Genomic DNA, 14,672 nt, shown 5'->3' with positions numbered 1-14,672 from the left:
ATATAAAAGCAAAATTAGTCAATTTTTCAAATTTAAACTTAACTTTTAAATAACTAAGTACTAAATTAATTGAAGAAGTTCCAAACTAATCCAAAACGAATTAAGAAATCACGATACGGATAATCAGGGGCCGATAAATAGTTATTTTTTGAAAACAGCGAATTAAAATGTTCTGCCTTTAAATAAATTCGAGTGCGCTGAATTTTGGCATTTACAAAAAAATCAAGGAGCGGATAATTTCCGATCTTCACCTTATCTTGAACAAAAAATTCACCAATCAAAGGATTGTAACTATTACTATAATAACTCGTAAAATAATTTAGTTCCGTCCCTATTTGCAAAAACAATCTTTTTTCAAACATAAAGTCCGAATAATACAGTGTGTTTCTGGTCACAAATTCAGGCACATTCAAAATAAAATCCGATTGATCCACTTTTTGGAATAATAAAGTATTATCTAGAGCCCATTTTCCAACAACAAACTCTTTTGCAACTTTAAGCGATGCATAATTAATTGCTTTACCATATTGAGCCGGAGCCACTATTTGTGTGCCCACTGCTCTTTCGGCATCAGTCGATACATCCGCAAAATGCAAATAATCGTTTATCGAATTCAGCTGCACAGACAACGACACCCATTTAGTGTCAGCATTCACACTTATTGCGTTTATTTTTTCATTTACAAAATCGTTTGACCAATTGTATTTTCTATAACTACTTTGGTACAAATTATAATTGTTATTAGGCAATTTATTCATACTTTGATATCTAAATGAGATTTGATTCTCATCATTTATATCATACATAGCCGATGCATCAAGATTGAATAAATTTTGATCCGTAACCGACTTGGAATATAAGAACTTCCCATTCCATTTGTCCTTGCGATAATTGTATTGTCCTCCAACAGTGTTTATGGTTTGGCTTAACAAATTTGGAACGGTTTCTGTGTCTAAATACAAAATATTATTATAGAAATAATTCGAATGTAAATCATCAACAAAAAAAGTAAAAGCACCCAACGTCATGTTCTCATACACTAACCCCAATTTGTTGTACATTTTATTGTAGGTCGTTTTGTCATCAATCCCACCGGTCACAAAGGAATCTCCATAACGATCCACTATTACACCTCCAACAGTTGAGGGTACCGTTTGTTGAGTATAATTAAAATAAATATCCTCATAATTAAACTGCTCAGTAACATATAAATTATTGCTGCCTTTTTTTGGATTTATTCTAAAAGTTTGATCAACAAAAAAACGTTTCCCTTTTAACACAGACATAGCATCCTCAAAATAAACACCCAATCGGGCTCTATTATCAAACGATGGATCACCACTCTCAAAATCACTTACATTACTAATCCCTCCGTTTTCCTCGTTTTGGATCTTCTGGGCAACATAATGCGCATTGACAACATAACGCCCGTTTTTGGTATTATAACTCGTCGTAAATCTAAAATTATTTGTTCTGGATTCGTGGTTGATGTATCTACCTTCCGATCGTAATGCTTTGTAAGCAATAGAAAAGTTCAGTCTTGGAGACGGATTTATGGAAAAATAAGAATCTGCCGACTGACCTCTTTGTATTGTTGTTTTAAAATACAACTCGGTTACAGGAGTTGCCACATTTGCGTATCTAATATCTTCGGCCTTGCTATAATTAAATTGTTTTGCAGTAAATCCAAATTCGGGATAAGGTGAAAAACCATTAAGCCCATATTGCAACGTATTATACGTTTGCCCCTCATTGGTAAAACTCAAAAGACCAAAATTGTCCTTCCTTAAATAATTATGACTGTGCTCTTTTCGGATAGATTGTGTGGTATCAATATAAGTCGTATCCTTATTCAACGAAATAATCTGATACATATCATAAGTTGCCTCTGGCGCTTTTTTCTTCTTTATGGAATCCGAAGAATTGTATTTACTATTATAATCAATTTCTTTAGCACTATTTACTTGAGAAAACAGGAGAATTGGGAAAGCTAAAAAAAATAAAGAAAAGAAAATTCTCATTTGAAAAGGTTATAATTAGGCAATTATTTCACTGATATGTCGAGCAAAGGTAAAGGATAAAAACGTATAAATAAAAAAACACCACAATTTATAGAACAAACAACAAAACATAATTTAGTTACAAACCACAACATATCGCTTCCAAATTACTTGGACGAGCCACCAGTAGAAAAAGGGGCTAACCCACAGTACCGCTTATTCGCCCCTTTCTCTACTGCTGTCGGGCTATATGCGCTACTTTGGTAGCTTGCTTCTATCCCTCTCGCGCTCGCAACAACATAATACAATCCCCACATCTTTTATATTTCCGAAATCAATTTGCCATCAAAAAAGAAAATCGAGAAAAATTCACAATATTTGCCACACGAAAAGATTTCAATATGCTTCTTACTAATTTCTCCACTTTCTTACTAGAAACCGGCACCGACGAAGCCGGACGTGGTTGTCTTGCGGGCCCAGTTACCGCCGCCGCCGTAATTCTTCCAATTGATTTTAAAAATACAATCCTAAACGACAGTAAACAATTATCCGAAAAAGCGAGAGAAAAACTTAGACCTATCATAGAAGAACACGCCATTACATTCGCCGTAACGCATTTGCATCCGAAAGAAATTGATGAAATAAACATCTTAAACGCTTCGATGAAAGGAATGCAGGAATGCGTCTTGAAATTAACCCAAACCCCAGAATTTATTATTGTTGACGGCAATCGATCGCTAAATGCTAAATTGGGTTTGAAAAATACTTTCGGAAAAAAATTCTCGAAAGCCGAAATCGAATTATTGAAATCAATTCCCAATCAAAGTATCATAAAAGGAGATTCGAAATATTTGAGTATTGCTGCTGCTTCGGTTCTGGCAAAAACGTACCGTGACGAATATATGGATAAAATTCACGAAGAATTCCCAATGTACAATTGGAAGAAAAACAAAGGCTATCCCACAGCGGAACACCGTGAAGCCATCCGAAAATACGGCACCACAAAATATCACAGAATGAGTTTTAGGTTATTGCCGGAACAGTTGAAATTGGAGTTATAATTTTAAAAATAAAAAACATTAAACATTAAATTATTTATTTTTCCCTCAACTTATAGCCTGAGAAAGGTAAAAACAATTTAGTATTGTTTTAATTTTTAACCATTAAGATATTAAGAAAATTAAGATTTAAAGGATTTCTTAATTAATCTTGATATCTTAATGGTTTGAAAAAAATTTATGTTCACAAAATCTCAGCTTCAAATAATTGAGAAAAATGTTTCAAGATTTTTTCTTTCACTTCTTGTTCATCCACTTTTTCGACACCGAGTTCTACATGAAGGGAAGTAACCGCTTTACCACGGATTCCGCACGGGATGATGTTATCAAAATATCCTAAGTCGGCATTGACGTTTAAAGCAAAACCATGCATAGTCACCCAGCGGGAAGCGCGAACTCCCAAGGCACAAATTTTTCGGGCAAATGGTGTTCCCACTCCAAGCCAAACTCCAGTTTCGCCGTCGCTTCGGCCACATTCCAATCCATATTCCTGTAAAGTCAGAATAATAGCTTCCTCAAGAAAACGCAAGTATTTATGAATATCCGAAAAGAAGTTTTCCAAATCCAGAATTGGATAACCCACAATCTGCCCAGGTCCATGATAAGTAATATCACCACCGCGATTGATTTTATAGAAAGTGGCACCTTTGGCTTCCAATTGTTTTTCAGATAAAAGCAAATTGCTCAAATCACCACTTTTTCCTAAAGTGTAAACGTGAGGATGCTCTACAAATAGAAAATAATTAGGTGTTGGAATAGCGGTTTCTTCTCTCCTATTTTGGATCTTCAAATCCACAATTCCCTTGAACAATTCTTCTTGGTATTCCCAAGTTTCTTTGTAATCTTTATTTCCTAAATCTTGAAGTTGGATGGTTTTGTTCATTTTTTTTATGAGATGCTGAGAATCTAAGTTGCTATCCCGATATCGGGACTAAGAATTATTTTTGCAAAGATACAAAGTTTTAAGTTCAGCATTTTTCCTGCAAGGTTTTTTTCAAACCTTGTAGGTATCGTATAAAATTTGAAATCAATGAGCCGTAAATAATTGATTTTCTTCAACAATCACTTTCTATGTGTTTTTCGCTAAAAGAAATACCTACAAGGTTTGAAAAAAACCTTGCAGGAAATATTTCAATCAACTGATTCGGGTTCCAAAATCACTTCCAGATTTGTGCTTAGCGGATTTTGTAAGCAATCGGATAATGGAAATTGTAGTGATAGTGATTTATGGTCATCGCTTATTTTGGCAAGTGGATTGGAAACCGATTGGATTTTTCGAGGAAAATGATAATTCAAGATATAATTCTGAACTAGTTTATATCCTTTATATTCTGCTTTTAAACTTTCTATTTTATCAAATTCCTTTTTTTGCTCCAATGTATCAATAATCGTTACGATTCTGTTGAAACGATTGCCGGTGTAGTCGTAGCATACTTTGTAATAGTGTTCTTCTGCACTTAAGGCGTAATTCTTTTTTATATCGTCTAAATAATGATCGGTTTTTGAAAGATCGACGATATCGGATGCTTTTTGAAAATTTTGGGTATAAGTAGCTCGAAATTCCTTATCGTAGGAACTTGCTTTTTTATGAACTTTCACCCCTGAATACCTTAAAAATACTTTTTGGTCAGCTACAGGTGTTCTGGAAAATGTTTCGTGATGCTTCTTGATATAATCACCAAAAATGTAAGTTGTATCTCTGTAGACATCTTCCTTCGAATAGTTTTCCTTAGCAATTTGCATATAGCTATGTTCGTCTCTTAAATTGACAACTTCAATTGTTCCGCTTCCATCAGAGTTGAGTTGAAGGGTTTCGGTAACTTGACAACTTACGGTTAGGAGAATGAGGAGCAGGAACAAGTATCTTTTCATTTTTAAGGGTTTCTAAGTTTTGAAAAGCGAAGTTACATTATTTTGTACGGATTTTATATTGTTTTTAACTAAGTAAATAACCGCAAGGTTCGCAAAGAATTACGCAAAGTTCGCTAAGCTTTGTGTTCATTGCGGTTAAATACAAACAGTTTAATACCATTCATCTTTGTCAAAGTTCAAAACTTTGACAAAGATTTATGAATAAAGATCTTATGAAAAACTAAACTTGTGGCCTAGCCCCGATAGCAGTGAAAATCCTTTTATTTTTTTTTAAAAAATAAAAAGATTGCAACGGATAGCGGGAGAAATGGTCTTGAAAACACGCGAATTTTCTGCTCCAAAAAATCTGAAATCTGCATTCTGAAATCTGCAATCAATTTGTTATCTTTGCGCTCTTAAAAAACAGTATATAATGGCCTTATCAGAACAAGAAATCATCCGAAGAGAAAAACTTCAATCTTTACGTAATTTAGGAATCAATCCTTATCCTGCCAATCTTTTTCCTGTAAATCATACTTCGAAGCAAATAAAGGAGTCTTTTGAAGAGGGCAAAAAAGTGATTGTTGCCGGGCGTTTGATGAGCGTTAGAGATCAAGGAAAAGCTTGTTTTGCTGAGTTGCAGGATAGCGAAGGGCGTATACAATTGTACGTGAATCGCGATGTTTTGTGCGAAGGTGATGATAAAACACTTTACAATCAAGTATTTAAAAAATTGACCGATTTGGGAGATTTTATTGGTATTGAAGGAGAATTATTCACTACCCAAGTTGGTGCGAAATGTATCCGCGTGAGTGGTTTCACGTTTTTGAGTAAAACGTTGCGTCCGTTGCCATTGCCTAAAGTTGATGAAGAAGGAAACGTTCATGATGCTTTTAACGATGCTGAATTGCGTTACAGAATGCGTTATGTAGATTTAACAGTGAATCAACATGTTAAAGATACTTTTATCAAACGTACTAAGCTGTTTACTGCTATGCGTGGTTATTTTAATGATGCAGGTTATCTTGAGGTTGAAACTCCGGTTTTACAATCAATTCCGGGTGGAGCTTCGGCAAGACCTTTTATAACGCATCATAATTCGCTTGATATTCCGCTTTATATGCGTATTGCAAACGAATTGTATTTGAAAAGATTAATTGTTGGTGGTTTTGAAGGTGTTTATGAGTTCTCTAAAAACTTCCGTAACGAAGGAATGGACAGAACGCATAATCCTGAATTTACTGCAATGGAAATATATGTAGCCTACAAAGACTACAACTGGATGATGGAATTTGCTGAAGGTTTGATTGAGCATTGTGCTATTGCTGTAAACGGAACTAGTGAAGTTACTTTTGGCGAGCATAAAATCAACTTTAAAGCACCTTACGCACGTGTTACCATGACGGATTCTATCAAACATTTTACTGGTTTTGATATTTCTGGAAAAAGCGAAGACGAATTGTTTGAAGCTGCAAGAGGAATGGGAATCGAAGTTGATAAAACAATGGGAAAAGGAAAACTGATTGATGAGATTTTTGGAGCGAAATGTGAAGGAAATTATATTCAGCCAACTTTCATTACAGATTATCCTAAAGAAATGTCGCCTTTGTGTAAAGAACACCGCGATAATCCTGCACTTACTGAGCGTTTTGAATTAATGGTTTGCGGTAAAGAAATTGCAAATGCTTATTCTGAATTGAATGACCCTATTGATCAACGTGAACGTTTTGAAGACCAAATGCGTTTGGCTGAAAAAGGTGATGATGAAGCAAACGGAATTATAGATGAAGATTTCTTAAGGGCTTTAGAATATGGTATGCCTCCAACATCTGGAATGGGAATTGGAATGGATCGTTTGATTATGTATTTGACTAACAATGCATCGATTCAGGAAGTTTTGTTGTTCCCGCAAATGCGCCCAGAGAAAAAACAGGTTCAACTTGAGGAAGATGAAAAATTAATTGTTACTCTTTTGCAGATGAATGAAAACCAAATGGAATTTGGTTCACTAAAAATCAAATCAGAATTGAGCGGTAAAAAATGGGACAAGGCTATGAAAAATCTTTCGGCTCTTGGCTTGACTGAGGTTGTTGTTGATGGGGATGTAAAAGCTTGTCGATTGAAAGGGTAATTTTTATTCTAACTATATTTACAAAAGGAGTTTCAAATTGAAGCTCCTTTTTTTATTTAAAAGTTTTCTATAAAACAAAGATTCATTTTCTTTCCTTAACTTTGTTTTTCAAAATCATACTATTTATGAGTACTTTAGAATTAAAACTAGAAATATTTGACAAACTAAAATCTATAGAAGACGAGGGCTTGTTAAAAAAAATAATGACTTTACTAAAGACAGTTGAGGAAGATAAAATTTACCATTTAAATGAATACGAATTAAATATGGTAAAAGAAGGAGAGGAAGATATAAAAGCGGGAAGAGTCATTTCGCAAGAGCAATTAGACAAAGAAGATTTGGAATGGTTGTCAAAACAGTAATTTGGACTGATACAGCAGTTCGTGAAAGAAGAAAGATATTGAGTTATTGGGCAAAACGAAATAAATCTTCTACCTATTCTGAAAAACTGATTTTTCAAATCTTAGAAAGAGTACAATTTCTACTCAATAACCCTGAAAGTTTTATTAATACAGACTACAAAGATATTAGAACCTCAACTTTGGGTCATTATAATATTTATTACAAAACAACAGAGAAAGAATTAATTGTTGTTGCTTTTTGGGACAATCGACAAAACCCGAAAAAACTTTTTAAGATTCTAAAAAAACAATAAAAAAAGGAGCTTCAAATTTGAAGCTCCTTTTCTATTTTCAGCCCAAAGCTAATTTTTTATTTCAATTTACCTTGATTTCTATCATCAATGTAATTTCCTGTAATTGTAACTCCACTATTTTTAGTTACAGTCCCAGTAATTATCATATGTCCGCCTGCCCCTAAAAATTGAAGTTTGGCACCGCTATTCAAAATCACATTTCCATACACCATTAAATCACCTTCAATATTAAGAGTTCCATTAACTATTAAAGTAGATGAATTTTTGGTAGTACCAACATATAGACCTCCTTTTATAGAAAAAACACCATTACTGTTTACTGTTACTCCTTGAGCTGCAGCAAGAACTCCACACCAATTAAGATTTTGGTTGACATTAACGGTATAGAGCGACTGATCACCTTTATAATTAAATGTTTCTCCCGAATTTACGTTCAAGTAAGCAGAACCTGGATAAGCAATAAAACCATCACAAGCGAGTGATTGAGGGGCGCTGCTAATTTTTTTGATAATTTTTAATCCTCCATTTCCAGAAGCTACAAAAATATAATCTCCAACACTCTTTACATAGTTTGCAGAACCTCCTAATTGAATTGACCCTAAAGAAGACAAACTGCTATTTACATTTTTATACACAGAAACACCTGCGGCTCCATTGGCAACATATACAAAATCACCATTTACAGATACAGCATTAGTAACTACATCACCAGCATCAACACCAGCTAAATTAGTTGGCAATGGCAAACTTTGAAGCAAACTTCCTGAGTTTAAATTATATACTTTTAGTCCCTGATATCCTTCAGAAACCAACAAATTATTCCCTTGAAAATCAATTGTTCTTTTAGCCTCTAAAACATCTTTAGAAGTCGAAAAAGAAGAAAGCAGACTTAAATTATCGGCATTAAAAACTTTCACTCCTTCTGTACCACTTAAGACTACAATTTTATTATCAATACGTCTCAACGCTCGCAAATCGACAACATGAATAGTGGTCTCAACAATATTTGTTGCTTTGTCAATTTTTGCAACAACACCGTTGCTTCCGGATATACCGTAATATTTAGAATCTGCAACCGCAACTCCAGTACCAACATTACTTTCTAAAGAAACAGTCGTGTAGTTATCAGTCAACTTCCCAGCTTGAAGTGGCATTTTACCAACAAATGCAGCACTAGTCAATTGAGCATTTTTATCAACATCCATTGCCCCTGCTAGGTAAAGATTCCCATTATCGTAAACGACAGTGCTAATATCAACATTTGGTAAAATCGCTTGTATAATAAGCTGTGGATTATTAGGTTGAGAAACATCAATTACATCTATTCCACCTAAGTAAGTTTCACCTTGGGTGTTATAAGAAACATACACATAATTGTCCTTAACATCAACATGCGTCGCTTTCAAAGTCAAACCGTTGTAAGTAGGAGGATTAAATTCCGCCAATAATGCCATTGGAAAATCAGAAGAGGCTTCATTTGCAGAAGATTTACCAGTAGTTTTAGTGGTAATCAAACCGATAATACCTAGGTTATCGTTATTCATTCTGCCAGACAAATTTTGAGAATTTGTGTTTAAAATAACTTTTGCATTTTGATCTACATTAACGCTATCACCATCATTTTGACAACTCTGAAAAACCAAAAAAGAACAGGCAAGTAGCCCAAAAATACTTTTTTTCATAATTAAACTATAATAAATTATTTATTATTTATTTGAGAGGGAGGCAAATTTATAGCTGTTTTAAATTGACACTAATATGAAAGGTATTTATTTAACAATACATCAAAAAAACAACTGCTTTAAACCAAAACACATCTTCCCACTCAAAAATTCAAATTAAAACAAATATTTTTTTGTTTCATTTCTTTGCTTATCCAAAACCATGCCATTATGAGCAGTTCAGAATTAAAACAAAAATAGTAGACAAACTAAAATCTGTCGATGATGTTGGCTTGTTAAAGCAAATTCAGAATGAATTACTGAACTGTAGAACGTATTAAAATCAATAAAAAAAGAGCTCCAATTTGAAGCTCCTTTTCGTTTACACAAGAAATTAACACCTTTATTTAAAAGAAAAAATTTGAGGGTTCACATTAATCATGACCCAAGCCCAATTGTTGGTGTGATTAACATCACCACCTTTCAGTCTTTGCATGGTATCTGTTGCAAACATTTGGGAATAACCGCCAGTTATGTTTACAAATTTATGTACTGAATAGCCAAATGTAAAATCGACTTCTGTACCAAGATAGTTACTCATTTCATTTCCACTAGCATCCAAAACTGTATTGGCAGCATTAAAAACATGTGGCAATAATGCAAACTGCCATTTATTCACTGCGTATCCGAATTTCAGAAAAGCATCTTGCAAGCCTACCGAGTTTTTATGATTTCCTACATAGAAATAATCCATATAACCATTGAACCCATGGTTGGTTCCAAAAATAGGATTAAATGATTTTATGTCGGTACTGGTATTAGCCTGACTTTTTCCTGATAAGAATTCATATCCAAGACCAGCTTTGAACTTATCTGTCAACGCATAATTAAAATTTAAGGCTGCGTCAAAAGCACTTACGGTATAAGTCGAGCTTTTCCCTGTTTGTCCATAGAACCATAGATTGCCATCCCAAGATTTCCCTTTGGTATTCATATAGGTACCAAAAGTTTGCATATAATCTACTTTTAATTCTGGAGTTGGAGTTGGAATTGGAGCGACTAGTTTATTTTCGTAACCTGTGTTTAAAAATAGTAAACTCATATTTATTTTACCCAAGTCAGTATGATACCAGGCATATTGCATCGCTTTGTAATTGGCTACAGTATAAGGTGTGGCAATATCCGTTTCGCCATTAGCATTATAGGCAATGGCCATGTCTAGATGGCTTTTTCCACTTTTATAAGTTGCAGATAAAGCATCATGGCTTTGTGCTTGTTGCGCCCAATCGGCTTCACCAAGAATACGCTGGTTATCATACGAAATTACTTGACGACCAATACGGGTACTCCATTTCTCATTAAAATTGTATTGTGCCCAAGCCTCAAATATTTGAATCCCATTCGCATCCGATTTGGTATTTGGCGCCACATCTCCCCAAACACGAACATTTTGCATTGTAAGTTTGGTAACAAATTTATCTTGCTTGAAGTTTAAGTTCAAACGCGTTCTTCCCGATATAAACTGACCTGGTGTTTCTCCATAAGGAATCGGAGCTTTGTAACCGTTCCTAAATTCGTAACGAGGTCTAATTTGTAAATTGGCATCAAATTCTTGGGCAAAAGTATTCATACTGGCTATTAACACAACTGCCAGTGCCATTATTTTAAATATCTTCATTTGGTGGGATTTTAATTTAGTTTAACCGCTTCTTCTGTTATTTTTTTGATGGTTTCGTCTGAGTTTACTCCTAATCCTTCTTGTTGATAGGCCAATTCTCCTTCGGCATTAAAAACACTTATAATATTAGAATGAGAGAATTCAAGTGGTGCAATTTTCTTGTAATTGACAGCCAAAACTGCCGCAAACTCTCTTGTATTTTCCTCTGTTGATCTCAAAAACTCCCATTGCTCACCATCCATTTTATTGGCGATAGCAAATTCTTTTAATCGTTTTGGCGTATCCACTTCAGGATCAATACTCACTAACACCAATTTCACATGTTCCTTGATATCGTCAGGCAAACGAGATTCTATATTACGCATATCTGCCACCAAACGAGGACAAGCCGATTTGCAGGAAGTATAAATCATAACCATGACCAGTACTTTTCCTCTCAAATCTTTCATTTCGATATTCTGTCCATTTTGATTCGTCCATTTGGAAGGTAAATTGTATATGGACAAATCCGATATAGGCTTGTTTTTATCTACAGTCTCTTTTTTATTACAGCTCTGGAACGCAAAAATAAATATTAAGATGGGCAAAACAAGTAAATAAGACCATCCTTTTTTTAGAATTCCTTTTTGGTTTTGGGTTAACATTGATTTCATTTTGTTTGGTTTTGGTTGAGTCTCGAAAGCTGCCATTAATCTTTAGCACATCGAAAACCTAAATTTTTTGTAGTGTAATTGGCCTTTAGACTTCCTCTAAAAGCGTAGCGCATAAAAGCGGCATAATTCATCAAATCGGTTGCATTTACTGACCCGCTTCCGCAAAAGAGATTCTTATCGGTGTCTTTATCTTTTCTGGATTCTCCCGAAAGAAAAATGCTATTGAAGTCCGATGTCCATTCCCAGACCAAACCATGCATATCATAGACACCCCAATAGTTTTTGAAAGTTTGCCCAACAGGATTCGAATAGGTTTTTGGTTTTTCGTACCAAGATAAAATGTATCTGTTAAATTCTTCTTTGGTACGGGCATCAGATCGTTTTTCATCCGCCATAGCCACATATTCCCACTCGTCCATGGAAGGCAATCGCTTTCCTTGACACTCACAATATTTCTTGGCAGCAAACCAGGAAACATTAGTTATAGGAGCATTACTCAGATTATTTTTTCCGAAACTAAAATCACTTTCCCATTGGGTTAGATAACTTTTGTCTGCGTATAATCCTTTCATTTTCGAGCGACTGTAATCTGGATATTTTTTAACAAAAGCAAGGTATTGCGCATTCGTAACAGGATACACATCTATGCTAAATGGTTCCACTTTGACTGGCTTTTTTGTAGTGGCTCCATAAAGGGGAACAAAAGTTCCCCCATTTATAGGTACCATTTTAACGTCTTGAGCAAAAAGAGTAACGCAAATCAACAATAAAAAGAAGGTTAGTATTTTTTTTAGTGGGAACATTGAGGCTCTTTTTACTTTTGGTATTTATTATTTTCTTTGGGCTTTCACCATTGCTACAGTCACTGATTTTTTACTATTTCCCCAGCTTGCGTATACATAAGTAAGTACATCCGCAATTTGTTGGTCACTCAAAGCTTGAGGAGGCATAGCTCCAGTGAATTTCTTTCCATTTACGGTGATTGTACCATTAGATCCTTTGATTACTTGTTTAATAGCTCGGTTAACATCGGCATTCAAATAATCTGATTTGGCCAATGGAGGAAAAGCGCCAGGTATTCCTGCCCCAGTAGCTTGATGACAAGCGATGCAGGTTTTGGTATAAACCCCTTTTCCTTTGTTTGCATCTTGGCTAAAACCTTTTAAACTTAATCCAATTAATGCTATTCCTAAAATGTATTTTTTCATGACTTATAAATATTTAAAATTGTGTTTATTATTTTCTTTGAGCTTTTACCATTGCTGGTGTTACTACTGTTTTATTATTACCCCAACTGCTGTAAACATAAGTTAGAACATCAGCGATTTCATCATCAGATAGATTTTGACTTGGCATCACACTGTTTATTTTTTTGCCATTTACAGTAATCTCACCACTCAATCCTCTTATGACAACTTGAATTGCTCTTTTAGGATCAGCATTCAAGAAATCTGATTTTGCAAGCGGAGGAAATGCGTTCGGTACCCCTTGACCTTCAGATTGGTGACAAGCAAAACAAGTTGTACCGAAGATAGCTTTTCCCGATTTAATTTGTTCAGGAAGCGTTTTGGCTACAGTAGATTTGGCTTCTTTTTTTCCTTCTGGCATATTTTGAATATTTCCACCTTCAGGTAAATATATTCCTTCTTGCGTTGTACCAGAATAGATTTTTTTATTTTCTTCACCAGTTACTTTCAGCATTCCTAAAGCTCCTTTATTGAATGCTCTAAAAATTGAGTGATCCACCAAAATAAATGTTCCAGGCACATCAACTTTAAATTCTACAATTGTAGCACCTCCTGCTGGTATTAATGTCGTTTGAACGTTAGTATTTATAGCATCACCTCCTTCAATATGAACTTTGTCAAAAATTTCACCAATAACGTGGAATGAAGAAAGTAAGTTTGGTCCACCATTACCCATATAGATACGAACCGTTTCGCCCACTTTGGCAGTAAGTGCATTATCTCCTGCAATTGATCCTACTTTACCATTGAAAACCACATAATCCGGTTCTTCTTTCAATGCTTTGTTCATGTCAAAAGGCTGCACACCTTGCTCTCCATAACTTCCTTTGGTGTAAAAATCACCTTGCATCACATAGAATTCTTTGTCAACTGGAGGCAAACCTCCTTCTGGTTCTACCAAAATTAACCCATACATTCCGTTTGCAATGTGCATCCCAACAGGTGCGGTAGCGCAATGGTACACGTATAATCCTGGATTTAGCACTTTAAAATTAAATACTTTTTCATGCCCAGGTGCTACAATTGAAGAAGCTGCTCCTCCACCTTGCCCTGTTACGGCATGTAAATCAATATTGTGTGGTAATTTATTATCAGGATGGTTTTTTAAGTGAAACTCAATTTCGTCACCTACTCTTGTTCTAATGAAACTTCCTGGAACTGAACCTCCAAATGTCCAATAAATGTATTTTGTCCCATCGACCATTTCTCCTTCTTGTTCTTTGATTTCCATATTGACTACCAAATGCATAGCAGGTCTGTCGCCAACTGGTTTTGGGACAAATGGTGGCGCTGTTAGTTCTGCTTCTTTTTGACCTTCTACTTTTATTTTTTCGTAATAATCAACGTCGTGCTTTTCTTCTTTTTTACCGCAAGAAAAAATACTAACAGCTGCAAATAATGCAAAAGCAATAATTTTATAGGGTTTGCTAAAATGGAATAATTGTTTCATAATTGTTTCGTTTTAAAAAGTGGCTTTATATTAAGGATAGTTTTGTCTTTTATTATGTTGTAAAATTAAAATTTGAGATTCAAAAAATTAATGATAAATATCATGTTTTTAACTTTTTTTTAAGACCCTATTTTATCCATTAATTAAGTTGCTAAGATTCCAAGCAACTGAGATTCTAAGTTGAAAAAAGTTCACAAACCTTTTCTAACCACTTTCACATTTTATCAATTCCATAGATTAACTGAGCATGATTTTTTTAGATTATCTTCTTAATCTTAGCGACCTAGA

General features: G+C 34.6%; 12 protein-coding genes and 1 pseudogene. 4 read left to right on the top strand and 9 right to left on the bottom strand.

What is annotated here, in order from left to right; genetic code table 11:
• Window positions 1-65: 65 nt before the first annotated feature.
• Window positions 66-2,021: a putative porin gene (locus HQN62_RS06410; protein ID WP_173503742.1), complete on the bottom strand. Its 1,956-nt coding sequence runs from the start codon at window positions 2,019-2,021 to the stop codon at window positions 66-68.
• Between the two features lie 380 nt (window positions 2,022-2,401).
• Here HQN62_RS06410 and HQN62_RS06405 point away from each other — a divergent pair, with 380 nt between their 5' ends.
• On the top strand, window positions 2,402-3,061 hold the full coding sequence (locus tag HQN62_RS06405) for a ribonuclease HII (protein WP_173503741.1): 660 nt from the start codon (window positions 2,402-2,404) through the stop codon (window positions 3,059-3,061).
• Between the two features lie 181 nt (window positions 3,062-3,242).
• Here the strand turns inward: HQN62_RS06405 and lipB are convergent, their stop codons facing one another.
• Both lipB and HQN62_RS06395 read right to left on the bottom strand, forming a co-directional pair.
• Window positions 3,243-3,941, bottom strand: coding sequence for a lipoyl(octanoyl) transferase LipB (gene lipB, locus HQN62_RS06400; RefSeq protein ID WP_173503740.1), 699 nt, complete (start codon window positions 3,939-3,941; stop codon window positions 3,243-3,245).
• A gap of 248 nt (window positions 3,942-4,189) precedes the next feature.
• The gene (locus tag HQN62_RS06395) at window positions 4,190-4,930 is read right to left on the bottom strand and encodes a hypothetical protein (protein ID WP_173503739.1); all 741 of its coding nucleotides are present in this window, start codon (window positions 4,928-4,930) and stop codon (window positions 4,190-4,192) included.
• Between the two features lie 412 nt (window positions 4,931-5,342).
• Here HQN62_RS06395 and lysS point away from each other — a divergent pair, with 412 nt between their 5' ends.
• The 3 genes from lysS (at window position 5,343) to HQN62_RS06380 (ending at window position 7,695) form a co-directional block, all read left to right on the top strand.
• Window positions 5,343-7,040, top strand: a complete 1,698-nt coding sequence (gene lysS / locus HQN62_RS06390; protein WP_173503738.1) for a lysine--tRNA ligase — start codon at window positions 5,343-5,345, stop codon at window positions 7,038-7,040.
• A 125-nt stretch (window positions 7,041-7,165) separates the two neighbouring features.
• Entirely contained in the window at window positions 7,166-7,402 is a 237-nt protein-coding gene (locus HQN62_RS06385; protein ID WP_173503737.1) for a hypothetical protein, read from the top strand.
• Entirely contained in the window at window positions 7,384-7,695 is a 312-nt protein-coding gene (locus tag HQN62_RS06380; RefSeq protein ID WP_173503736.1) for a type II toxin-antitoxin system RelE/ParE family toxin, read from the top strand. Before HQN62_RS06385 ends, HQN62_RS06380 begins: the two co-directional genes overlap by 19 nt.
• Window positions 7,696-7,751: 56 nt before the next feature.
• Here HQN62_RS06380 and HQN62_RS06375 read toward each other — a convergent pair whose 3' ends face one another.
• The 6 genes and pseudogenes from HQN62_RS06375 to nirK all read right to left on the bottom strand — a co-directional run bounded on the left by HQN62_RS06375 (window position 7,752) and on the right by nirK (window position 14,384).
• Complete coding sequence (locus HQN62_RS06375; protein ID WP_173503735.1) at window positions 7,752-9,377, bottom strand: LVIVD repeat-containing protein; 1,626 nt, start codon at window positions 9,375-9,377, stop codon at window positions 7,752-7,754.
• Between the two features lie 382 nt (window positions 9,378-9,759).
• Window positions 9,760-11,034: an alginate export family protein gene (locus HQN62_RS06370; protein ID WP_173503734.1), complete on the bottom strand. Its 1,275-nt coding sequence runs from the start codon at window positions 11,032-11,034 to the stop codon at window positions 9,760-9,762.
• Window positions 11,035-11,045: 11 nt separating this feature from the next.
• The gene (locus HQN62_RS06365; protein WP_173505527.1) at window positions 11,046-11,678 is read right to left on the bottom strand and encodes an SCO family protein; all 633 of its coding nucleotides are present in this window, start codon (window positions 11,676-11,678) and stop codon (window positions 11,046-11,048) included.
• A gap of 44 nt (window positions 11,679-11,722) precedes the next feature.
• Window positions 11,723-12,490: a formylglycine-generating enzyme family protein gene (locus HQN62_RS06360; RefSeq protein ID WP_173503733.1), complete on the bottom strand. Its 768-nt coding sequence runs from the start codon at window positions 12,488-12,490 to the stop codon at window positions 11,723-11,725.
• Window positions 12,491-12,517: 27 nt separating this feature from the next.
• A pseudogene (locus tag HQN62_RS06355) lies at window positions 12,518-12,850 on the bottom strand (c-type cytochrome); the annotation flags it as partial.
• Window positions 12,851-12,923: 73 nt separating this feature from the next.
• Entirely contained in the window at window positions 12,924-14,384 is a 1,461-nt protein-coding gene (nirK, locus tag HQN62_RS06350) for a copper-containing nitrite reductase (protein ID WP_173503732.1), read from the bottom strand.
• Window positions 14,385-14,672 lie beyond the last annotated feature (288 nt).

The sequence above is a fragment of the Flavobacterium sp. M31R6 genome (genome assembly GCF_013284035.1).
Taxonomy (GTDB): Bacteria; Bacteroidota; Bacteroidia; order Flavobacteriales; family Flavobacteriaceae; genus Flavobacterium.
Note: the sequence above shows the minus strand (reverse complement) of the source record. Positions and strands in the feature narration are given on the sequence as shown.